The organism is Euzebya sp., from assembly GCF_964222135.1.
Taxonomy (GTDB): domain Bacteria; phylum Actinomycetota; class Nitriliruptoria; order Euzebyales; family Euzebyaceae; genus Euzebya.
Genome location: NZ_CAXQBR010000065.1, coordinates 113,478 through 134,123, shown reverse-complemented (window position 1 = coordinate 134,123; position 20,646 = coordinate 113,478). Strand labels below are relative to the sequence as shown.

At 74.9% G+C, this 20,646-nt stretch carries 26 protein-coding genes and 1 tRNA gene; 8 read left to right on the top strand and 19 right to left on the bottom strand.

Annotation, left to right across the window (positions count from 1 at the left end):
- The first annotated feature begins 68 nt into the window (after nucleotides 1–68).
- Nucleotides 69–1,367: a YibE/F family protein gene (locus tag ACEQ2X_RS14170; RefSeq protein ID WP_372530567.1), complete on the top strand. Its 1,299-nt coding sequence runs from the start codon at nucleotides 69–71 to the stop codon at nucleotides 1,365–1,367.
- A gap of 22 nt (nucleotides 1,368–1,389) precedes the next feature.
- Here the strand turns inward: ACEQ2X_RS14170 and ACEQ2X_RS14165 are convergent, their stop codons facing one another.
- From ACEQ2X_RS14165 to ACEQ2X_RS14105, 13 genes are all read right to left on the bottom strand, one after another.
- On the bottom strand, nucleotides 1,390–1,851 hold the full coding sequence (locus tag ACEQ2X_RS14165; protein WP_370326468.1) for a flavodoxin family protein: 462 nt from the start codon (nucleotides 1,849–1,851) through the stop codon (nucleotides 1,390–1,392).
- Between the two features lie 35 nt (nucleotides 1,852–1,886).
- Nucleotides 1,887–2,165: a DUF4235 domain-containing protein gene (locus ACEQ2X_RS14160; protein WP_370326467.1), complete on the bottom strand. Its 279-nt coding sequence runs from the start codon at nucleotides 2,163–2,165 to the stop codon at nucleotides 1,887–1,889.
- A gap of 35 nt (nucleotides 2,166–2,200) precedes the next feature.
- Nucleotides 2,201–2,815 carry a class I SAM-dependent methyltransferase gene (locus ACEQ2X_RS14155; RefSeq protein WP_370326466.1) on the bottom strand — a complete coding sequence of 205 codons (615 nt, stop codon included), beginning with the start codon at nucleotides 2,813–2,815 and terminating at the stop codon, nucleotides 2,201–2,203.
- A gap of 32 nt (nucleotides 2,816–2,847) precedes the next feature.
- Nucleotides 2,848–3,276 carry an ATP-binding protein gene (locus ACEQ2X_RS14150; RefSeq protein WP_370326465.1) on the bottom strand — a complete coding sequence of 143 codons (429 nt, stop codon included), beginning with the start codon at nucleotides 3,274–3,276 and terminating at the stop codon, nucleotides 2,848–2,850.
- Nucleotides 3,273–3,611, bottom strand: a complete 339-nt coding sequence (locus ACEQ2X_RS14145) for an STAS domain-containing protein (RefSeq protein WP_370326464.1) — start codon at nucleotides 3,609–3,611, stop codon at nucleotides 3,273–3,275. Before ACEQ2X_RS14145 ends, ACEQ2X_RS14150 begins: the two co-directional genes overlap by 4 nt.
- 133 nt (nucleotides 3,612–3,744) lie before the next feature.
- Nucleotides 3,745–4,983, bottom strand: coding sequence for a hypothetical protein (locus ACEQ2X_RS14140; RefSeq protein ID WP_370326463.1), 1,239 nt, complete (start codon nucleotides 4,981–4,983; stop codon nucleotides 3,745–3,747).
- A 38-nt stretch (nucleotides 4,984–5,021) separates the two neighbouring features.
- Complete coding sequence (locus ACEQ2X_RS14135) at nucleotides 5,022–5,828, bottom strand: class E sortase (RefSeq protein WP_370326462.1); 807 nt, start codon at nucleotides 5,826–5,828, stop codon at nucleotides 5,022–5,024.
- A complete protein-coding gene (locus tag ACEQ2X_RS14130) occupies nucleotides 5,825–6,313 on the bottom strand; it encodes a hypothetical protein (RefSeq protein WP_370326461.1) in 489 nt (162 codons plus the stop codon). Before ACEQ2X_RS14130 ends, ACEQ2X_RS14135 begins: the two co-directional genes overlap by 4 nt.
- The gene (locus ACEQ2X_RS14125; RefSeq protein ID WP_370326460.1) at nucleotides 6,310–6,558 is read right to left on the bottom strand and encodes a hypothetical protein; all 249 of its coding nucleotides are present in this window, start codon (nucleotides 6,556–6,558) and stop codon (nucleotides 6,310–6,312) included. Before ACEQ2X_RS14125 ends, ACEQ2X_RS14130 begins: the two co-directional genes overlap by 4 nt.
- A gap of 176 nt (nucleotides 6,559–6,734) precedes the next feature.
- Entirely contained in the window at nucleotides 6,735–6,956 is a 222-nt protein-coding gene (locus tag ACEQ2X_RS14120; protein ID WP_370326459.1) for a hypothetical protein, read from the bottom strand.
- Nucleotides 6,957–7,009: 53 nt separating this feature from the next.
- Nucleotides 7,010–8,239 (bottom strand): type II secretion system F family protein, encoded by a 1,230-nt coding sequence (locus tag ACEQ2X_RS14115; RefSeq protein WP_370326458.1) that lies wholly within the window; start codon nucleotides 8,237–8,239, stop codon nucleotides 7,010–7,012.
- Nucleotides 8,236–9,357 carry a CpaF family protein gene (locus ACEQ2X_RS14110; protein ID WP_370326457.1) on the bottom strand — a complete coding sequence of 374 codons (1,122 nt, stop codon included), beginning with the start codon at nucleotides 9,355–9,357 and terminating at the stop codon, nucleotides 8,236–8,238. Before ACEQ2X_RS14110 ends, ACEQ2X_RS14115 begins: the two co-directional genes overlap by 4 nt.
- Nucleotides 9,354–10,169 carry a hypothetical protein gene (locus tag ACEQ2X_RS14105; RefSeq protein ID WP_370326456.1) on the bottom strand — a complete coding sequence of 272 codons (816 nt, stop codon included), beginning with the start codon at nucleotides 10,167–10,169 and terminating at the stop codon, nucleotides 9,354–9,356. The genes ACEQ2X_RS14110 and ACEQ2X_RS14105 overlap by 4 nt, the downstream gene beginning before the upstream one ends.
- Before the next feature lie 156 nt (nucleotides 10,170–10,325).
- Between ACEQ2X_RS14105 and ACEQ2X_RS14100 the strand changes: the two genes are divergently transcribed.
- A complete protein-coding gene (locus tag ACEQ2X_RS14100; protein ID WP_370326455.1) occupies nucleotides 10,326–10,976 on the top strand; it encodes a PaaI family thioesterase in 651 nt (216 codons plus the stop codon).
- Nucleotides 10,977–11,018: 42 nt separating this feature from the next.
- Here the strand turns inward: ACEQ2X_RS14100 and ACEQ2X_RS14095 are convergent, their stop codons facing one another.
- The 3 genes from ACEQ2X_RS14095 to ACEQ2X_RS14085 all read right to left on the bottom strand — a co-directional run bounded on the left by ACEQ2X_RS14095 (nucleotide 11,019) and on the right by ACEQ2X_RS14085 (nucleotide 12,808).
- Nucleotides 11,019–11,366, bottom strand: coding sequence for a nuclear transport factor 2 family protein (locus ACEQ2X_RS14095; protein WP_370326454.1), 348 nt, complete (start codon nucleotides 11,364–11,366; stop codon nucleotides 11,019–11,021).
- Between the two features lie 88 nt (nucleotides 11,367–11,454).
- The gene (locus ACEQ2X_RS14090; protein ID WP_370326453.1) at nucleotides 11,455–11,958 is read right to left on the bottom strand and encodes a proteasome activator; all 504 of its coding nucleotides are present in this window, start codon (nucleotides 11,956–11,958) and stop codon (nucleotides 11,455–11,457) included.
- A 40-nt stretch (nucleotides 11,959–11,998) separates the two neighbouring features.
- Complete coding sequence (locus ACEQ2X_RS14085) at nucleotides 11,999–12,808, bottom strand: tetratricopeptide repeat protein (RefSeq protein WP_370326452.1); 810 nt, start codon at nucleotides 12,806–12,808, stop codon at nucleotides 11,999–12,001.
- An 80-nt stretch (nucleotides 12,809–12,888) separates the two neighbouring features.
- On the opposite strand from ACEQ2X_RS14085, the gene ACEQ2X_RS14080 reads away from it, so the two are divergent.
- Complete coding sequence (locus tag ACEQ2X_RS14080; RefSeq protein ID WP_370326451.1) at nucleotides 12,889–13,320, top strand: PaaI family thioesterase; 432 nt, start codon at nucleotides 12,889–12,891, stop codon at nucleotides 13,318–13,320.
- Nucleotides 13,321–13,333: 13 nt separating this feature from the next.
- Here the strand turns inward: ACEQ2X_RS14080 and ACEQ2X_RS14075 are convergent, their stop codons facing one another.
- On the bottom strand, nucleotides 13,334–14,203 hold the full coding sequence (locus tag ACEQ2X_RS14075; protein ID WP_370326450.1) for a PAC2 family protein: 870 nt from the start codon (nucleotides 14,201–14,203) through the stop codon (nucleotides 13,334–13,336).
- Nucleotides 14,204–14,253: 50 nt separating this feature from the next.
- Here ACEQ2X_RS14075 and ACEQ2X_RS14070 point away from each other — a divergent pair.
- Together ACEQ2X_RS14070 and ACEQ2X_RS14065 are read left to right on the top strand one after the other, a co-directional pair.
- A tRNA-Sec gene (locus ACEQ2X_RS14070) sits at nucleotides 14,254–14,347 on the top strand.
- 79 nt (nucleotides 14,348–14,426) lie between these two features.
- Nucleotides 14,427–15,992 carry a 4-coumarate--CoA ligase family protein gene (locus ACEQ2X_RS14065; protein WP_370326449.1) on the top strand — a complete coding sequence of 522 codons (1,566 nt, stop codon included), beginning with the start codon at nucleotides 14,427–14,429 and terminating at the stop codon, nucleotides 15,990–15,992.
- A 30-nt stretch (nucleotides 15,993–16,022) separates the two neighbouring features.
- Here the strand turns inward: ACEQ2X_RS14065 and ACEQ2X_RS14060 are convergent, their stop codons facing one another.
- Nucleotides 16,023–16,301, bottom strand: a complete 279-nt coding sequence (locus ACEQ2X_RS14060) for an acylphosphatase (protein ID WP_370326448.1) — start codon at nucleotides 16,299–16,301, stop codon at nucleotides 16,023–16,025.
- Between the two features lie 191 nt (nucleotides 16,302–16,492).
- Nucleotides 16,493–17,806 carry a homogentisate 1,2-dioxygenase gene (hmgA, locus tag ACEQ2X_RS14055; protein ID WP_370326447.1) on the bottom strand — a complete coding sequence of 438 codons (1,314 nt, stop codon included), beginning with the start codon at nucleotides 17,804–17,806 and terminating at the stop codon, nucleotides 16,493–16,495.
- A 203-nt stretch (nucleotides 17,807–18,009) separates the two neighbouring features.
- Here hmgA and ACEQ2X_RS14050 point away from each other — a divergent pair, with 203 nt between their 5' ends.
- The 3 genes from ACEQ2X_RS14050 to ACEQ2X_RS14040 are packed head-to-tail and all read left to right on the top strand — an operon-like array spanning nucleotide 18,010 to nucleotide 20,638.
- Nucleotides 18,010–19,320 carry an amidohydrolase gene (locus tag ACEQ2X_RS14050; protein WP_370326446.1) on the top strand — a complete coding sequence of 437 codons (1,311 nt, stop codon included), beginning with the start codon at nucleotides 18,010–18,012 and terminating at the stop codon, nucleotides 19,318–19,320.
- Nucleotides 19,317–19,757, top strand: a complete 441-nt coding sequence (locus tag ACEQ2X_RS14045; protein ID WP_370326445.1) for a MauE/DoxX family redox-associated membrane protein — start codon at nucleotides 19,317–19,319, stop codon at nucleotides 19,755–19,757. The genes ACEQ2X_RS14050 and ACEQ2X_RS14045 overlap by 4 nt, the downstream gene beginning before the upstream one ends.
- The gene (locus ACEQ2X_RS14040; RefSeq protein ID WP_370326444.1) at nucleotides 19,757–20,638 is read left to right on the top strand and encodes a RimK family alpha-L-glutamate ligase; all 882 of its coding nucleotides are present in this window, start codon (nucleotides 19,757–19,759) and stop codon (nucleotides 20,636–20,638) included. The genes ACEQ2X_RS14045 and ACEQ2X_RS14040 overlap by 1 nt, the downstream gene beginning before the upstream one ends.
- Nucleotides 20,639–20,646 lie beyond the last annotated feature (8 nt).

The window sequence follows — 20,646 nt, the reverse complement described above, 5'->3', positions numbered from 1 at the left end:
TGTATGCTGTGACTGGAGTTCAGACGTGTGCTCGTCCGCTCTGGGCACTCCGCCGCTACCGTGACCGGATGCGAGGACTGGCTGCACGTCGACGGGCGCTGACCGGCGCGGTGCTGGCGATCGGGGTGCTCACGGCGGTCGGGGTGGCCGTCGTGTACCCCTACGGCGGCCCACCGACCGCCGAGCAGCAGGACTTCGCCGCGGTGGACGAGGAGCGGATCGGGGGGGAGATCACCGCGGTGGAGGTCGCCGCGACCCAGGACACCGAGTTCCTGCTCCCGGGCGCGGTCGAGGTCGTCGTGGACGTCGCGACCGACGACGGCCGCGACCTCTCGATCCCGATGGTCGACGAGACCGGGGTGCTCGAGGTCGGCAAGGCCGTCGTGGTCGCCCAGATCGGCGCGCCGGGCACCGCCGAGCAGTACGCGATCGTGGACTTCCAGCGGGGTCCGCCGCTCACCGCGCTCGTGGTCGCCTTCGCGCTCGCCGTGGTGGCGCTCGGCCGGTGGCAGGGCGTCCGGGCGCTGGTGGGCCTGGGCGCGTCGGCGGTGCTGGTCGTCGGCGTGGCGGTGCCCGCCCTGCTGGCGGGGCGCAACCCGACCCTGGTGGCCGTCGTGGTCGCGCTGGCCGTCATGTGCGTGACCCTCCCCCTCAGCCACGGGGTGTCGATGACGACCCGGGCGGCAGCGGTCGGCACGGCGGGCGCGCTCCTGGTGACGATCGGCTTGGCGCTGGTCGCGGTGGAGGTCACCACCCTGACCGGGCTGTCGAGCGAGGACGTGCAACTGGTCCGGTTCGCGACCGGGACCGAGCTCGACGTCCGCGGTCTGCTGCTCGCGGGGATCATCGTCGGCACGCTCGGGGTCCTCGACGACGTGACGGTGAGCCAGGCCTCGACGGTCGCGGCCCTGCGCCGCGCCGACCCGGGCGCGTCGGACCGCGCGGTCTTCGCGGCCGCGCTGCGCGTCGGCCGGGACCACATCGCGGCGACGGTCAACACCCTCTTCCTGGCCTACGCCGGTGCGGCCCTGCCCCTGCTGATCCTCTTCAGCGTCGGAGGGGGCGCGGTGGGCGAGACCCTCACCAGCGAGCTGGTCGCCCAGGAGGTGGTCCGGACCGTCGTCGGGTCGATCGGCCTCGTCCTGGCCGTCCCCCTCACCACCGCGGTGGCGGCCGCGACGATCAGCGCGGAGGACGATCCCGTCCACGTCCACGACGAGGGGGTCCCCCCCGACGAGCAGCCGGCTGCCGCCCCAGCGGGATCGGCCGCCCCACCCCTGCCCGACGAGCCGCCACCCCACGACGACGACCACGTGGCCTGGGAGGACCGGTTGCGCCAGCGGTACGGCCTCGACGACCGGTCGTGACGGTTCGGGTCGGGGGTCCGGATCAGGGGGCCAGCGACGCGGCCAGCTCGGCGCAGGTCTCGGTGACGCGCGCGAGGAACGCGTCGTCGACGTCCCCCTCGACCACGACCGGTGGCCGCGCGGCCGGCCAGCGCAGGCCGGTCGTGATCGACTCGATCGCGCGGACCGCCCCGCCGGCGTCCGTGGTGCCCTTGACCACCGCGACGTAGGGCCGGCGGGTCCCGGCGGACTCGAGGTCGCGGAAGGTCGAGTCGAAGAAGTGCTTCAGCGCGCCGCCCATGTAGCCCAGGTTGACCGGGGTGACCAGCACGACGCCGTCAGCGTCCTCGACGTCCTCGGCGGTCGCGGACAGCGCCGGCCGTGGCACCGCGGCGACCGCACCCCCCAGGGCCGGGTGCTCGATCCCCGCGGTCGCCGCCGCGACGATCTGCTCGAGCGACGCGGTCGGGCTGTGGTGGACGATCAGGATCCGCGCGGGTGCCATGGCGGCTGCGCTCCTCCCGGAGCCGATGGTCCCGCTCAGGCCTTCGCGAGCTCGCGGGTGCCGCCGACCCGCTTGTCGACGGTCTCCCCCACCGCGTAGCGGGCGAGGAGCCGTCCCACGCCGGCGCCCGCAGCCAGCACGGCGGTCCACAGGATGGCCTGACGCCAGGTGGCGCCCTCGGCCCCGGGGTCGACCGGCGGCTCGGTCCCCCGCTTGGCCTGGTAGGCCTTCGAGATCGCCGATCGGACGGCGATGGCACCGGCCATGCCGGCCATGGTGGGCAGTTGGTGCTTCAGGAACCCGTCGTCGCTCATGTCTCCGTCCTACCCCACCCCGCCGATCGCACGCCTCAGGCCGGGCTCATGCCCCAGCCGTAGGACCAGCGCAGAGGGATGCCCCTCGGGTCGGGGCGGGACTCCACCTCCACGTCGACGTAGCCCATCCGCAGCAGCAGGGCGCGCAGCTCCTCCGGCGTCACCGACGTGACCTGCACCGATCCGGCGGGCGGGTCCTCGAGGAGGCCCATGTCGGTCTCGCCCTCCGGGAAGGTGACGAAGATCGGCCCGCCGCCCTGGACCCGGCGGAACTCCCGCATGGCCGGCGGGATGCCGCGCCGCGGGAGGTGCTGGAGCGCCGCCGGCGCCCAGATGCCCTGGAACTGGCCGTCCGCGAACGGCAGGCTCCGGTAGTCCCAGCGCGCCAGGAGGCCCTTCGGGAAGAAGGTGCGGGCGACCCGCATGCACTCGGCGGACAGGTCGCCGGACGCGGCGCGCAGCCCGACGTCGCGCAGCAGCCGCACGTCGAGGCCGGGACCGCCGGCCACGTCGAGCACGAGCGCGTCGGCGCCCGCCATCCGCGCGAAGCGGCGCGCCGAGTCCCGCGGGCGACGGTCCTTCCAGGCCTCCAGGTAGGCCGATGCGCAGTCGTCGTAGGTCTTGACGGTGACTCGGAGCAGATCATCCACGGCTCGGCGATCCTACCGGCCGGGCACCCCGTTCAGGCAGCGGGGTCGAGCCGGTACGTCATGCGGACGGTCGTCCCCACGCCGGCGTCGAGGATGCCGCCGGACGCGATGTCGAAGGAGTCCGCGAGCGCGCGCATCACCGGGATCCCGTAGCCGCCCTCCCGCAGGGCGTCGACGGTGCCGTTGGGCGGCACCTGCGGGTCGAGCCCCGGGCCGGAGTCGCCGACCTCGAGGACGAAGCGGCCGCCGTCGGTCGTGGTGCGGACCACGATCGGCAGCGTCACCTCGATGCGCCGGTGCGCCTGCACGGCGTTGGTCACGGCTTCGGATGTGCAGGTCCGGACGTCGTCGATGCGGTCCTCGGGCACCTGCGCCGAGGCGGCGGCGGCGACGGCCATGGACCGCGCGATGCCGACCACGTACGCAGCCGACGGCAGCCTCAGCGTGACCCAGCCGGTCATCTGGGGTCGGGCACCTCGTCGAGGGATGCCACGACGCCGAACACGTCCATGAGCCCGGTCACCCGGAAGATCTTGAGCACCGGCTCGGAATCGCAGACGACGTGGAGGTTCCCGTCCTGCTGGCGCAGGCGCTTCAACGCCCCGACGAGCACGCCGAGGCCCGTCGAGTCCATGAACGCCACCGACGAGAGGTCGACCACGACGGTCGACGCGCCGTCGCTGATGGCGGTCAGGATGTGCTCGCGGAGCGTCGGCGCGGTGTACACGTCCACCTCGCCGCTGACCGTCAGCACGGCGCGGTCGCCGTCGATGCGGTCGTCGATGGTCATCTGCACGTCAGCGTGGCCTTTCGTCTGTCGACCGGCGGGGTCCCGGGGGAGGGAAGACCCACAGGCACGGACCTCAGTCCTTGCCAGAACCGATCTGGTTCAACCGCGGCCCCAGCCTAGCCCCGGGGTGGGGTGCCGTTCACCGACCGCCGGCGCCGGACATGAACCGGCGCACGTGGGCGCTCGACACCAGCAGGACCAGACCGCCCGCGATGGCGGTCAGCACGCCGCGCGGGCTCTCGGCTTCCTCGGTGTAGACGGCGAGGGAGCCGCCCTCCCGGGTGCTCCCGTCGATGAACGCCGCCTCGGTGTCGGTCACCTCCACCTCCGACTCGGTGGCCTCGAACGGCAGCAGCTCCTCGAACACCCCGTCGTCGGCGGGGATGATGTCCGGTCGCGGCGGGGTGACGACCTCCGCGTCGGCCCCGTCGTCGATGGCAGGCGGTCGGACCGTGGCCTGCGGCCGCTGCGCCGGTGGCGCGTCGGCGGTCTGGGTGGGCGGGGTCGTCGGCGTCGGCGTGGGGCCGGCGCCGGGGGTGTCGTCAGGGCGCTGCACCGGCCCGCCGGGCGGCACGCCGGGCTGGGGCTCGGGTGTCCCGGCCGGACGGGGCTCGGGCTCCGGTGGCGGTGTGAACGTGCCCGGGTCCGCGGGGTCGGCGGTGACGCCGCGGATCGGCGACGTGGCGAACAGCTCGCCACCCCGGCCGTCGGCGCGCACCACGATCAGCCGGTACCGGTACGGGCCGGGCTGTCCGACGGTGTCGACCACGCCGTCGGCGCGGGGGTCCTCCAGCCGGTGGACGGTGGTCCACTCGCCGTCGTCGGCGTCCGGGCGGCGCTGGACGCGGTAGGCGATGAAGTCCGGGAGCGCGACGGGCTCCCACGACATGACGACGCGGGTCGCGTCCGCGGCGTCCGGCTCGGCGGTCAGCTCCCGGCGTGGCGGGGGGACGGCCAGGTCGAGCTCCACGGTGGCCGGGTCCGACGGCGGACCGACCACCGGCGTGGCCTGCACGGCCAGCTGGTAGGTGCCGTTGGGCAGCGCCGGGCGGGTGGTGGGGTCGAGGGTCCCCCGCCACTCCCCCTCGGACGTGCCGCGCTCGAGGGCGGCGCTGCGCTCGACCGGACCCACCAGCCGTGCGGTGACCCCCTGGATGACCTCCCCGGCGTCCGGGGTGACCTGGGCGACGACGGTGACCGGCCCGGTCGCGGTCGTGCCGGCGGCCGGCGCGGTGATCCGCTGCTCGGCGGCGTGGGCGGCGGGAGACGCGACCAGCAGCGGTGCGAGGGCCAGCGCGATGATCGCCAGCCCCACCACCCGCACGGTGACGCGCTGGCGCGGGCGCACCGCGACCGGACCCCCGGTCTCGTCGGGCATGGGGTCCACGGTATCGCCGGGTCGGGCCACCGCGCGGGTCACCCGCCGTCAGGGGCCGGCGTCGCCGGCGGCGTGGTGGGCAGGAGGTCGAGGGGGACGGGGTCGCCCTCGGCGTCGAACTCGCGGTCCGCGGAGCTGACCAGCGACGCCCGGAGGATCAGCCGCTCGGCGGACGAGCCCTTCGGGTGGCACGTCGTCAGGGTGAGCGCCGCGTCGGGGGTGGGGGCCACCACCTCCCACTGCGTCGGGGTCACGACCCAGCACGCGCCGTTGGGGCAGGGGCGCTGCGACCCCTCCGGCGCGGCCGTGACCTCGTAGGTGTGGACCGCGAGCGGGGTCACCAGGTGGATCAGCTCGCCCGGGCCGACGCGGTCGAGCTCGTTGAAGGGCTTGCCGTAGGTGGTCCGGTGGCCGGCGATGGCGACGTTGCCGACCTCGCCGGGCAGGGGGGTGTTCGGGTAGTGGCCCGCGCCGGCCCGCAGGGCGGCCGGCGACGTCCCCTCGACCACGACGGTGTCGACGTCGAGGGAGGGGATCACGATCCTGGTCAGGGGCTCCCCGGTCGCGATCGTCCGCGTCGCGTAGCGCTCGACGATCTCCGCGGACTCGAACTCGTCGGCGAGCGGGCGCTGGACGAGCTGGGCGCTGTACAGGTCGGTGAACAGCGGGAAGGCGAACGTCGCGAGCCCGACGGCGAACAGCAGGGCGCTCAGGAGGGACAGCAGCCGTCGACCGGCGGGGCGGAGCCGCACGGCGTCGAGGAGGTACCCCACCGTCGAGGTGCCGGTGGCACCGGGGGGGAGCGGATCGGGCTGGAGGAGCCCGGAGGCGACGAGTTCACTCATGGTGGGCGCCCCACGACGGGACCCGGGTGGGCGGTGGCTGCGGGTGGGCGCGCGGTGGGCGGCTGAACCGGGGACGGTCCGGCCGTCCGGCGCGCTGCGAGGGTAGCGCCGTCGGGGCGGACGAGCCGGGCCGCTGCGGCGGCGGTCAGCGGTCGCGACCCGATCGGTGTCGGACCGGTCCAGGTGCGGACGTGGACCACGACGGCCACCGGCCAGGCGGCGTCGTCCACCTCGACCAGCTCCCCGCCGTTGGCCGCGGCCGTGGCGCGTGCCGCCGTCAGGTCCGGTGGGCCGTCGCCGCCGGCGAGGGGCGATCCGGCGAGGGCCGCGAGCGCCGCGGCGTCAGCAGCGGTCCGCGCCGCCGCGGCGGCGTGCCAGATCCGGGCGGCGGCCAGCCCCACGGCCATGACCAGCGCGGCGAGCAGCAGGGCCACGAGCGTGGTCAGCAGGGCCGCCGCACCCCGCTCGTCGTGGGGGGCGGTCACGGGACGTCCTCGGTGCGGAAGGTCGCCGCTGCGGACAGCGGGATGCCGGGTGCGGGCGCCCACAGCACCGGCGCGGTCCGGCTGACCGTGACCGTGACCAGGTCGCCGGGACGCCGCTGGCCGGACGGCGGGTCGATGTCGAGTCGGTCGAGGTCGGCGTCGGCGAGGAGGTCCACGACCGCCGTGTCGTGTGAGGTCGCCGCCACCCGCGCGGCGGTCGCCGCAAGGTGGTGGGTGCCGGCCATGCCGACCACGAGCTGCCCGGCGGCGACGACGAGGGAGGCGACGACGAGGACGAGCGGCGTGATGACGGCGAGCTCGATGGCCTGGGCGCCGCGGTCGCCGTGCGCAGAGGTGTGCGGTGCCCGCCTCCGGGCGGAGGGGCGCTGGCGCCCCTCCGCCCATCGCGGGGGCCCAGGGCTCAGAACAGCCCTCCGAGGGCACCGCCGAGGCTGTCGACGATGCCGGTGAAGAGCTCGGCCAGGCGGCTCTGGACCACGTCGGAGTTGAGCAGCTCGATGACGAGGCCGGTGATGCCGACGCCCGCGCAGGCCAGGGCCGTGTACTCCATGGCCTGCGCGCCGGTCTCGTCGTGGTGGAGGCGGTCCAGGGCCTGGCCCGCCGTGGTGGTGATGTCGTCCATCGCAGTTCTCCTCTAGGTGTGGTGTGTCCCCCGGTGTGGGGGTCTCTGGGTGGCTACGGGCCCAGCCGGACGCCACCGAGGGTCGCCGCCATCGCGGGCAGGACCACCAGCAGCCCGAAGGCCGGCACCAGCAGCAGGGTCGTCGGGAGGACCAGCCGGACGGCGAGCCGTTCGGCGGCCTCCTCCGCCGCTGTGGCGGCCCGGTGTCGCAGGTCCGCTGCGAGGCTGCGCAGCGCCTGCGCCACCGGGGCGCCCCAGCGCTCGGTGATCGCGATCAGGTCGGCCACCTCGCCGAAGCGGGTCCCGAACGCCTCGGTGGGGGGCTCCCCGGCGGCCAGGCGGCCGGCGATGTCACGCCACGCCGGTCGTGAGGCGGGTGGCCCCAGCGCGGCGGTCAACCGGCACGCCTCGGCGAGGCCGGGACCGGCGGCGAGGGCGAGACCGAGGAGCTCGAGGGTCTCGACGGTCGGGAGGGTGCCCCCCGCGGCGGAAGGCGGCCGTGCGGGGGGCGCCGGCGTCGGGTCCCCGGCGGCCGCGACGCGTCGCCGGCGGGGACCTCCCACCCCGGCCCGCACGACCGCGGCGGGCACCGCGGCCGACGGGCCGACGACGAGGCTGCCGAGGACGGCGACCACGACCGCGACGACCGCGGTGGGGTCGGGGCCCGACGGCGGCGCCGCGGTCAGCGGGTCCACGGCCGCGGCGGCGTTCGCCGGTGCGCGGGAGAGCCGCCGGATCCAGAGGTGCGCCAGGACGATCAGCACCAGCGCGACCGCCATCGCGAGGAGGCCCAGGGGGCTGGCGGAGAACCGCCGGGCGTCGGGGTTGACGAGGGCGAGCAGCGCCGCGCCCGCCACCGGCATCCCGACCAGGAAGCGCGCGCTCGCCCGCGCCTGGGCGGAGCGGACCCGCACGAGGCCGTCCAGCCGGGTCGTCGCCGTGACCGCGTCGATCACGCCGTCCACCGCGGCGCCGGCGGGTGCACCGACCAGCTCGGCCATCGCGAGGGCGCGGACCAGCGGCCCGGCCGGCCCGGCCACCTCCACTCCGTCCACCCCGTCCGCACGCGCGCCGTCGCGCTGGTCGCGGACGAGCGACGGCAGCGTGACGCCGCTGGCCAGGGCGCCCCGCACCGCGGCGAGGGACGGCGCGTCGACGACGGCGAGGGCCGCGGACGGCGACGCGCCCGCCGCCAGCGCGGCGCGGACCGCCAGCAGCTGCGCCGGGGTCAGGGGTCCCGGGCGAGCGGCGCGGCGACGGACCAGCGCGGCGGGGGGTGTCATGCGTCCCACCCCTCGCGCCGCCAGGCGGTGCGAGCGACCGGGGTGCGGCCGTCGGCGCACACGTCGGCGACCTCGACGACGCCGCGCTGGCCGCCAGGCCCCCGTCCGAGGGCGATGACGACGTCCACTGCGCTCGCCAGCTGCGCCTGCGCCGCGGCGAGCGGCAGCCCGGCCAGCAGCGCCATGCCCTCGAGCCGGATCAGCGCCTCGTCCGCCGTGCTCGCGTGGACGGTGGTCATGCACCCCTCGTGGCCGGTGATCAGCGCCTGCAGCACGTCGGCGACCTCGACCCCGCGGACCTCGCCCACGACGATCCGGTCGGGCCGCATCCGCAGCGCCTGGCGGACGAGGGTGGCGATGTCGACCGCCCCGACCCCCTCCGCCGACGGCGGCCTGGTCTCCATCCTCACCAGGTGGGCGGTGCGGGGCCGGAGCTCGGGGGCGTCCTCGATCAGGACGACCCGGTCGGCCGGGTCGACGTCGGACACCAGCCGTTGGAGCAGGGTGGTCTTGCCGGTCCCGGTCCGCCCGCACACGACGATGGCAGCGCGGTCGGCCACCGCGGCCCGCACCAGCGCCGCGGCCGCCGGCGGGGTGGTGCCGCTCGCGCACAGCTCGTCCCACCCGATGGTCCGCGCGTCGAAGCGGCGGAGCGTGACGACCGGCCCGTCGGCGACGATCGGCTCGGCGACCGCGTGCAGGCGGCTGCCGTCGGGCAGCTTCGCGTCGACGAACGGGCGGCTTCGGTCGATCCGGCCGCCGCGGGGCCCGACGACGCGGCGCACCGCCTCGAGCACCGCGTCGGCGTCCGCGAAGGTCACGTCGGTGCGCTGGAGGGTGCCGTGTCGCTCCACCCACACCTCCCCGGGTCCGTTGACGAGCACGTCGGTGACGCCGGGTTGGCGCAGCAGCACCTCCAGCGGACCCAGCCCGGCGACGTGGTCGGCGACGGTCCGGACCAGCGGGGCCATCTCGGCTGGCGGCAGCACCACCCCCTCCGCCACGAGCGCCGCGGCGACACCCGCCCGGACCTCTGCGACGTCGCCGCCGACGCCCGCACCGGAGGCGAGCCGGCGCCGGACGCGGTGGACCAGGTCGGCGGGCACCGCGGCGGTCACGACCCACCCCCCACGAGGGGGGCCAGCGCCGCCAGGTAGCGGCCGGGCAGCCCGACCGGGACGCGTCCTCGGAGGCCAGCCCGGGCGACGCGGAAGGAGTCCGGCAGCGGGATGTGGTGGCGCCCGTCGAGCAGCCGAGCGAGCTCGCCCCGGTGCAGGCCGCCCGTGCCGGTCGTGATGACCGTCGTCGTGCGGTCCAGGTCCGCCGCCGCCCGGACGAGGTCGGCATCCGGGCGGCCGACGACCACCCGGGCGCGTCCCCCGGCGCCGCGGTCGACCACCACGACGTCCGCCGCCTCACCCACCGCCGCGTGGATGACGTCGTCGGCGATCGACAGCCCCTCGACACCCGCCACCGGGTGCCGCCCGGGACCGGGCACGCCGGCCAGGCGGCGGCCGGCCGCGTCGGTCACCACGACGGCGGTCCGGCCGGCCCAGGCGTGGTGGGCGCCGATCGCCAGGGCGACGGTGGACGTGCCGACCCGGGGCGCGGTGCCCGCGCCGGCGGTCACCAGGCGCGCGGGGCGGCGGACCACGGCCGGGGGCACCAGGCCCGCAAGCCGATCCGCCTGGTCCGGCCAGGTGAGGACGGCGAGGGCACCCGGCGCGGGCGGTGGCTCGGTCCCGCGGGCCGCCACGACCACGGTGGGGAGGGCGGGGTCCACGCGGTCGGCCAGCGCGAGCCTGGCCGGCAGGTGCGGGGTCGGGTCGACCACCTGCCAGCCGAGGACGGATTCGACGTGGGCGACCACGTCCGCCGCCAGGTCGGCGTCGGCGAGGTCCACGGCCACGGGCAGGGCGTCATCGAGCACGACCGTGACGCTACGGAGGTCGTCGACGCCGGCGCGGACCGATCTCCAGATGCTGGGGATAACCCGCCGGTGGGTGGGGACCGCGGTGTGGGACTAGGGTGCCGCCGAGCCCGCGGCCCGGTGGGCGCGTGCGAGGTGGACGAGGAGGCCCCCGACATGACCAGCCCCGACATGACCAGCACGGCTGAGGACCCGCGGCACGCGGCGGCGGCTGCGCTGCGCCGGCTGGGGCACGCCGTCGTCGCCCACGAGGCCGATCCCGACCTGCTCCTGCGGGTCGCCGAGCAGGCGACGGCGACCGCCGAAGTGGTCGAGGCCGGCGTCCGCCGGACCCGCGACGTCGTCGCGGTGAAGCGCGAGCTGTGGGAGGAGGCCCCGCCGACCGGCGGCCGGATGGCCCACTTCGAGGAGTGCGTCGTCAGCGGACGGGCCAACCCGATGGGGATCATGATGGAGGTGACCCGCGACGGCGACGAGGTGGTGGGCGACATCACCCTCGGCGCCGCCTTCGAGGGCGCGCCACGGCGGGCGCACGGCGGCATCGTCGCCGCGATCCTCGACGACATCATGGGCTACCAGCTGCTGGTCCAGGCCACGCCGGCGTACACCGGCAGGTTGCAGGTCCGCTACACCGCCCCGACGCCGGTCGAGGCCCCCCTCGTCGCCCGCTCCTGGCTCGAGTCGAGGGACGGTCGCAAGCTGCAGCTGCGCGCGACCCTTGCCACCCCTGACGGCGACGTCCTCGCCGAGGGCGACGCCCTCTTCATCGCCATCCCGCCCGAGCGGTTCACCGACCCGGACCGCTAGGTCGGCGAGGCGGCAGAGCACCTCCCAGCGCGCAGCGCTGACCTAGTAGTAGTCCCGCTGGTAGGTGATGCCGTCGTCGCCGACCTCGATCCATGAGGACCGGGGCAGTGAGTTCCAGCGACGACCCGCCGCGGTGTACGACACGGCCCACTCGACGGCGACGAAGCTGCCGTCCTCGGACTCGAGCAGGCGCTTGGTGGAGACGTCGATGCCGTCACGCGCCTGCATCCACGAGCTGAGGTAGGCCTGGATCAGCTTGGCGGTCTCGTGGGGCGGGTTCTGGGGCTCGAGCCACACCGCGTCGGGCGCGTAGAGCGTGCCGATGGCCTCCACGTCGACGGACTCCAACGCCGCCCTGAGCTGCTCCCAGTGCTCTCGTGCGCGACCCATGCTCCTCAGACTCCTTGTCGTCCCTCGCGGCTCGGCGAGGGCCAGAGGCTATCGGAGCGCGCCGGCCGGCGCGCAACCGGCACCGCCGTCAGAGGTAGTTGCCGGGCGCGCGCTCGCGCTGCTGCTCGCCGTCGCCGCCCTGCAGCGGCCCCGCGGGCAACCCGCGCTGGCGCATGGCCTCGAGCTGCTTCCGCGCGGCCGCCTGCTGGTTGAAGATCGCGGCCTGGATGCCCTGGAAGAGGCCCTCCAACCACCCGATCAGCTGGGCCTGGGCGATCAGGATCTCGCTCTGGGAGGGCGTCTCGGTGTCGAAGTCGAACGTGAACTGCCCGAGCTCGGACTGCAGGTCGGCGCTCAGGACCTCGCACAGCTCGCCGAGGGCGCGCTCGTGGACCTTGCGCAACCGGACCCGACCGGATTCGTCGGCCTCGGCTCGCCGGGCCTCCTCCTGCACCTCCCGCAGCATCACCGCGATGCGCATGAGCTTGCCCGGCTCGGTGATCATCGGCTCGGGCTCGGGCTCCTCGGCCACACCCTCGACCTCGCCCTCGACGGGCTCGTCGTCCTCGACGACCTCAACGTGTTCGACCATAGGGTCCGAGCCTAACCGGACGCGCCGCCGGGCAACCGGCTCAGAAGAGGGCGGAGGCCAGCTTCGGTCGCGCGGCCCGGACGCGGGGGTCGTCGGGCCCCAGGGCGGTGAACACCGCGAGCAGCGCCTCGCGGCCGTCCTCGCGCGTCGCGGGGAGCCGCACGGCGTCGAGCAGCACCTCGATGGCCTCGTCGTGGCGTCCGGCGGCGGCGAGGGCGCGTCCCAGCTCGGGACGGGACTCGACGTCACCGCCCTCCACCGCCACGGCCAGGGCGTCGAGGTCCGACCCGACGCCCTCCAGGTCGAGCCTCGCGCCGAGGCGCTGCACCTCGTCGGTCGGACGGGCCTTCGCGAGCACCTCGCGGGCCTCGTCGACGTCGCCGCGGTCGGCCAGCAGCGACGCCAGCCCGACGGCGGCTCCCGGGTGGTCGACCTCGGCCGCCATGGCCGAGCGGTACAGGTCCTCGGCGCGGGCCGGGTCGGTGCCGGCCTCGGCGACGAGGCGGTCGGCCTCCGACGGGGCGAGCGCGGCGAAGAACTGCTCGATGACCTGCGGCGGCTGCAGCCCCGTGAACTCGTTCACCACACGGCCGCCGGCGAACGCCTTGACGGCGGGGATGCCCTGGACGCGGAAGGTCTGGGCCAGGCGGGGGTTGGCGTCGACGTCGACCTTGACCACGTCGACCTCGCCGACGTGGCGCTGAGCCGCCTCCTCGAGCGCGGGGGACAGCTGGCGGCACGGGCCGCACCACTCCGCCCAGAAGTCCACCACGACCGGTCGGGTCTTCGACCCCTCGACGACGATCTCTGCGAAGTCGGCCTCACCGACGTCTCTCACCAGCACGTCCATGGCCCCCAGGCTAGACAGCGCGGCAACCGGCTCAGCCCCGGTTGGGCCACCTCGGCGGCGGGCCCTAGGATCGCGCCCCCATGGACCAGACCCCCGAGGACCTCACCGCCGTGCGCGGCGCCTTCGACGACCACCTCGGCCTCGAGATGGTGGAGATCACCGCCGAGCGCGTGGTCGCCCGCCTCGTCGTGACCGAGCGGCACACCCAGCCCTACGGCCTCGTCCACGGCGGGGTCTACTGCGCGATGGCCGAGACCGTCGCGAGCTTCGGGGCGGTCTTGGCCATCCGGGAGATGACCGGCTCCGACGACGCCGGATCGGTCGGGCAGTCCAACCACACCGACTTCCTGTCCTCCGCCCGCGGCGGCGTGCTGACCGCCACCGCCACCCCGGTGCACGTCGGCCGCTCGGTGCAGCTGTGGCGCATCGGGATCACCGACGAGGATCACCGGCTGGTGGCCGAGTCGCGGGTGCGCATGTTCAACGTCGGGGTCGAGCGCGTGACCAGGTAGGAGCGCCTCCGCCCTACTGGTCGTTGCGCTCGGACAGGAACCGCTCGATCTCGGCGGCCAGGTCGTCGCCGGACGGCACCTGCTGGGTCGCCCCGCCCGCGTCGACGTGCGCCGCGAGGCGCGGGACCATCTCCGCCGCGTCGGGGTGGTCGGCGACGGCCTCGTCGACCTGCGCGTCGTGGGCGGCGGCGGCCAGCTCGAGCTCACCGGTGTCGACCGCGACCCCGAAGGTCTCGGCCACCACCTGGACCAACGCCAGGGCGGAGGAGGGGTGGGCGTTCGCCGAGATGTAGTGCGGCACCTCCGCCCACAGGCCCACGGCGGGGATGCCGGCCTCGCCGAGGCGGTGCTGCAGCACGATCTGGGCTCCGACCGGTCCGGTGTAGCCCGGGACCCGCGCGGCCGTCGGCACCAGGTCGCCGGCGGCGACGTTGACGGCGGACACGATCTGGGTGGGCCGGGTGTGCGGTGCCGCCGCGGGGTAGGCCCCGAGCCCGAGCGCGGCCTCCACCCCGAGGCCGCGGCACAGGTCGACGACGCAGTCGCAGAACCGCTCCCAGCGCATGTCCGGCTCGGGACCGAGCAGGAACACCGCGTCGTGGGGGGCGTCGGGGACCTTCGCGACCAGCACGGCGAGGTCGCCGAACTCGATGCGCCGCAGCACGCCGTTGTCGATGACCGACGTCGGCCGGCGGGCGCGGAAGTCGATGAACGTGTCCCGGTCGAACGTGGCGACGGGGTCGGCCGCCCACCGGTGGCGCAGGAACATGGCGGCGTTGGACGCGGCTTCGCCGGCGTCGATGAACCCGTCCATCGACACGACCAGGACGGGCCGCCTGAGCGCGGGGACCTCGGCGGTCCAGCGGATGAGAGGGTCAGCCATGGCCCTCCAGCGTAGTGGCCGCCGCCCCGCGGGCTACGCTCGGCCGCCTGGGAGGCGTCTGGGTTCCTGGTGGGCCCCGCGGTCTTCAAAACCGACGAGGGCGACTCGGTCGTCCTGGCGGGTTCGATTCCCGTCCGCCTCCGCTGGACAGCGGCGTGACCGGCGCTCCGAGATCGGGCACGATGCCACGCCCGAGGCACCGACGAGCGAGGACCCACACCCCATGCCAGAGCTGATCGTGCACGCGAGCCCCCTCCCCGACGCCGAGATCCCCGGCGGGGCGCTGACCCCGTACGTGTTGGAGCGGGCCGCGGGGCTCGGCGACAAGCCCGCCCTGATCGACGGGCCGTCCGGGCGGACCCTCACCTACGCCCAGCTCGCCGGCGGGATCGCCGCGCTGGCCGGCGGCCTGCGGGCGAGGGGGTTCGGGCCGGGCGACGTGCTCGCGGTCATGGCACCCAACCTCCCGGAGTACGCGATCGTCTTCCACGGCGTCGCGCGGGCCGGCGGGGCGGTCACGACGATCAACCCGACCTACACCGCGAGCGAGGTCCACCACCAGTTGACCGACTCCGGCGCCACGATCCTGGTGACGATCGGCATGTTCCTCGGCACCGCCCAGACCGCCGTGGAGGGCACCTCGGTCACCGAGGTGTACACCCTCGACGAGGTGGAGGGGGCCCGCCACGTGTCAGAGCTGTTCGGCTCGCCGCTGGCCGAGCAGGTGGAGGTCGCTGACGACGACGTCGTCGTGCTGCCCTACTCCTCGGGGACGACCGGGTTGTCGAAGGGCGTGGTCCTGACCCACCGCAACCTGATCGCCAACATCGCCCAGACCGTGTCGGCGGCGGACCTCACCGAGGACGAGTCCCTCGTCGCGGTGCTGCCGTTCTTCCACATCTACGGGATGCAGGTGCTGATGAACGCCGGCCTGCGGGTCGGCGCGACCATCATCACGATGCCGCGCTTCGACCTCGAGCAGTTCCTGCAGCTGAACGACCGCCACGGCTGCACCCGGGCGTACGTGGCGCCGCCGATCGTGGTCGCGCTGGCCAAGCACCCGCTGGTGGACGACTACGACCTGTCGGCCCTCGACCAGATCGTCTCGGGCGCCGCGCCCCTGTCGGCGGAGGTCGGCGAGGAGGCCGCCCGCCGGCTGGGCTGTGAGGTCGTGCAGGGCTACGGCATGACCGAGCTGTCCCCCGTCAGCCACATGACGCCGCCGGGCGGCTACAAGCCCGGCTCGGTCGGCGTGACCGCCCCGAACACCGAGTGCGCGATCGTCGACCCGGTGTCGGGGGAGTCGCTCGGGACCGACGCCGACGGCGAGCTGTGGGTCCGCGGGCCGCAGGTGATGAAGGGGTACCTGAACAACCCCGAGGCGACCGCCGCGACGATCGACGACGACGGCTGGCTGCACACCGGCGACATCGCCCGGATCGACGCCGACGGGCACGTCTACATCGTCGACCGGCTGAAGGAGCTCATCAAGTACAAGGGCTTCCAGGTCCCGCCGGCCGAGCTCGAGGCCCTGCTGCTGACCCACCCGGACGTGGCGGACGCGGCGGTCATCGGGCTGGCCGACGACGAGGCCGGGGAGATCCCCGTCGGGTACGTCGTCGCCAAGGCCGGTGCGTCCCTCGAGCCGGCGGACGTCATGGCCTTCGTCGCCGAGCAGGTCGCCCACTACAAGCAGATCCGCCAGATCCACGTCGTCGACGAGATCCCCAAGTCGGCCTCCGGCAAGATCCTGCGCCGGGTGCTGAAGGACCAGGCGACGGAGGGGTAGGGGAGGACGCGCCGGTCTGGCGCGGAGGGTCTAGCGCGTCCTGAACCCCGTCTCCCCCTCGACCACCGGGATGTCGTCTGCGGCGAGGCCGTCGACCCGGGCGTGCGGTGGGCCGTCGTGGCAGAACCGCGCGACGGCCTCGACCGCGTCGGCGGATCCCTGCAGCTCGGCGGTCACCGCCCCGTCGGGGTCGTTGCGGACCCACCCGGTGACCCCCACCTCCTCCGCGACGTCCCGGGTGGAGGCGCGGAAGAACACCCCCTGGACGTGCCCGGTCACGCGGAGTCGGCGGCGGATCAGCTCGGCCATGCCCTCACCCTCCCCTCCCCCGCACGGATCGACCACCCGGGTCGTGGCCAGCGCTCGCCTGGGTGCCCAGACCCCGCGTCCCGACTGACCCGGCCGCACACATCGCCCACCGGCGGGCTCCCTCCCGTGAGCGATCGTGGTCGATCCGTGCGCAGGAGGGGGAGCAGGAGGGGTGGGCGGGCGAGGGTCGGTCACCGACGCTCGAAGTGGCGCTCGAGGCCGTGCCAGACCGTGGGGTAGTCGTCCTGCAGCTGGGGGATCGAGCTCGCGTAGGCGGTCGGGACCAGGGGGTAGCGGGTCTCGAACATGAAGCTGAGGGTGTCCGAGAGCTTCTGCGGCTCGAGGTCCGACGACGTCGCCTTCAGCCACGCGTCGTGGTCCGGGCCGTGGGGGAACAGCTGGTTGTGCAGGCTCATCCCGCCGGGGCTGAACCCCTCCTCCTTCGCGTCGTAGACGCCGTGGACGATCCCCATGAACTCGCTCATGGTGTTCGAGTGGTACCAGGGGGGCCGGAAGGTGTGCTCCCCCACCAGCCACCGGTCGGTGAACACGACGACGTCGACGTTGGCCACGCCGGGATCGGGGGACGGCGACGTGAGCACCGTGAAGATCGACGGGTCGGGGTGGTCGAAGCTGATCGACCCGATCACGTTGAACGTCGAGAGGTCGTAGACGTAGGGGACGTGGTTGCCGTGCCACCCGACGACGTCGAGGGGTGAGTGGTCGAGGGGGCAGGAGAACAGCCGCCCGTCGAACTTGACGACCAGCTCGCCGTCGAGGTCGCGGTCCTCGTAGGCGGCCACGGGGTGGCGGAAGTCCCGGGGGTTGGCCAGGCCGTTGGCGCCGATCGGGCCGCGCTCGGGCAGCTCGAGGGCCGTGCCGTAGTTCTCGCAGACGTAGCCGCGGGCGCGCTCGTCGACCAGGACGACGCGGAACTTCATCCCGCGGGGGATGACCGCCAGCTCGCCGGGCGACACGTCGAGGCGCCCGCACTCGGTGTGGAGGCGCAGCCGCCCCTCCTGGGGGAGGATCGCGAGCTCGCCGTCGGCGTCGTAGCAGTAGGTCGTCTCCATCGACGTCGTCGCCATGTACACGTGGGCGGCCATGCCGACCTGGGTGCGGACGTCGCCGTTGGTCGCGACCGTGCGCAGCCCGGAGAGGAACGTCGTCGCCTCGTCCGGGAACGGCGGCGGGTCCCAGCGGAGCTGGCCGATCGGCGGGTCGCCATCGCGGTCCGGGCCGCTCGCGATCCACGGGCTGTCGATCTCGGTGAAGCGCCACGCGTGGCGGACCGACGGGCGGATGCGGTACAGCCACGTCCGCCGGTTGCGCGCGTTCGGGACCGTGAACGCGGTGCCGCTGAGCTGCTCGGTGTAGAGCCCGAGCGGGGGCCGCTGCGGGTTGTTCTGCCCCTCGGGCAGCGCACCGGGCTCGGCTTCGGAGGTGAACTCGTTGCCGAAGCCGGTCTGGTAGGTGAGGGATCCGAACGGCGGCTCGTCCTGCACGGCGGGGCTCCTGGGTCGGTCGACGGCGGCGCGGGGTGACCCTACGACAGCCCGGACGCCAGGTGAACACCGGTGCGCGCTGTGCGCACGCCCCACCGCGGTGTGTCGGTGGACCCGCCACCGTGGCGGGCCCACCGACACAGACAGGGGCGTGGGGGCACGCGGCACGACGGGGACCGCGACGGACCGGCTACGGTGCGCACGTGAGCACGCCCACGCCCCCGGACTACACCGAGTTCCTCCAGCGCCTCGTCGCGCGCATCACCTCTGCCGGCGGCGCCGCGGTCCAGTCGCCCTACGACGGCGCCCCCGCCGCGGTGGCCGACGCGCTCGAGGCCGCGGTGGTCGACGCGGGCGACGACCTCGTCGCGCTGTCCCACGACATCCACGCCCATCCCGAGCTCGGGTACGCCGAGCACCACGCCGCGGCCGCGGTGGCCGCGTTCCTGCGCGACCGCGGGCACGAGGTGACCGCGCCGGCCTACGGCCTCGACACCGCCGTGCACGCCCGCGCGGGGGAGGGACGGCCCCGCGTGGCGTTCCTCGCCGAGTACGACGCGCTGCCGGGCATCGGGCACGCCTGCGGCCACAACGTGATCTGCACCACGGCCGTGGGCGGCTTCCTCGCCGCGGCCGCCGTGGTCTCCCAGGTCGGCGGGTCCGTCGAGCTGATCGGCACCCCCGCGGAGGAGGGCGGCGGCGGCAAGGAGGTCATCGCCCGCGCCGGCGGGTTCGACGAGGTCGACGCCGCGGTGATGCTGCACCCCTTCTTCGCCGACATCGCGAGCCACCCCTTCATCGGCGTGCGGACCGTCGAAGCGGTGTTCACCGGCATGAGCACCCACGCCTCGGCCATGCCGTTCCTCGGCCGCAACGCCCTCGACGCGGCGGTGCAGGCCTACACGGGCATCGCCCAGCTGCGCCAGCACATGCTCCCGACCGACAGGGTCCACGGCATCTTCACCGACGGCGGGCAGAAGCCGAACATCGTCCCCGAGCGGGCCGCGGTCGAGTTCTACGTCCGCTCCGCCGAGCCCTCGACCCTCGCCGAGCTGTGCCGCCGGGTCGACGCGATCTTCGAGGGCGCGGCCGCCCAGGCGGGGTGCGGGGTCGAGGTCACGTGGGACGTCACGCCGGTGTACCTGCCGACGCGCCTGAACGGCCCGCTGACGAACCGCTACGCGGTCAACGCGGCCCGGCGCGGTCGCCAGCTGCTCCCGCCCGACGTGGTGCCGGCGGCGATGACCGGGTCGACGGACCTCGGGAACGTCAGCGTCCGGGTCCCCGCGATCCACCCGATGATCGGCGTCGCCCCGTTCGGCGTGTCGCTGCACACCCCGGAGTTCGAGGGGCACGCCGCCTCGCCGGCCGCCGACGCGGCGGTCGTCGACGGCGCGGTGGCGCTGGGGCTGACCGCGCTCGACTACCTGGCAGACGAGGGACTCCGGCGCGCGGTCGCCGACGACTTCGACGCGGCCGGCGGCCGGATGGACGTCGAGGCGGTCTACCCGTGACACCCGTCCACGTGCGGCTGGCGCCGCACACACCGGCGGAGGGGTCCTGGAGCGCCCCACTGCTGGCTGCGGTGATGCTGTCGGTCGGCGTCCTGCACCTCGTGGCACCCCAGCCCTTCGACCGGATCATCCCGCGGGTGCTGCCGGCCGGATGGCGACGGCCGCTGACCTACGCGAGCGGGGTGGCCGAGATCGTCGCGGGCGCGTTGGTCGCGGTCCCGGCGACTCGACGCGTCGGCGGTCGGTTCACCGCCGCGCTGCTGGTCCTGGTGCTGCCCGCCAACGTCGACGCCGCGCTCCGCGGCGGCTACCCCGGCCTGCAGGGCTGGGCGGGGTCGTCGACGGCGGCCTGGCTCCGGGTGCCCCTCCAGATCCCCCTGATCGGCTGGGCGCTGTCCGTGTCGCGGCTGGACGGGCCCGGCCGGGGGGACAGCTGATGGCCGACCGCCGCATCGCCCTCGCGACCTGCGCGGAGTTCCCCGACCTCGACGACGACGACCGCCTGCTCCTCCCCGCGCTCGGTGAGCGGGGCATCGTCGGCGTCCCCACGGTGTGGGACGACCCGTCGGTCCGCTGGGGGTCCTTCGACGCGGTCGTGATCCGCGAGACGTGGGACTACGCCGAGCGGCACGCGGACTTCGAGGCGTGGCTCGAGGAGGTGGAGCCGCAGACGACGGTGCTGAACCCGCCGCGGCTGGTGCGCTGGAACCTCGACAAGGGGTACCTGGGGGTCCTCGCGTCCGGCGGCGTGCCGACGGTGCCGACCCGCTTCGTCCAGCCCGGCGGCTACCTGCGCCTGCCCACCGAGGGCCAGTTCGTCGTGAAGCCGACGATCTCGGCGGGATCGCGCGAGACGGCCCGCTATGACGCGCGCACCCACGGCATGCAGGCCGTGGGACACGCCCAGCGGCTGCTCGAGAGCGGCCGGACGGTGATGATCCAGCCCTACGTGGACTCAGTCGACGAGCGGGGCGAGACCGCGATGGTGATCGTCGGCGGGACGTTCTCCCACGCGGTGCGGAAGGGCCCCCTCCTCGAGCTGGGCGCGGCGCCGACGACCGGGCTGTTCGCGCCGGAGACGATCGAGCCGCTGATCCCCTCCGAGGCCGAGCGAGACGTCGCCGACGCGGTCCTCGCAGCCATGCCGACGTCCCTGGGCGAGCCGCTGTACGCCCGCGTCGACCTGCTGCACACCGACCGGGGACCTGTGCTGCTCGAGCTCGAGCTCACCGAGCCCAGCCTCTTCCTCGCCCATGGCGGCGCCGCACCCGCGCGGCTGGCCGACGCGCTCCTCGCCCGGCTCGACGCCGAGGGCTGAGCCCTCCG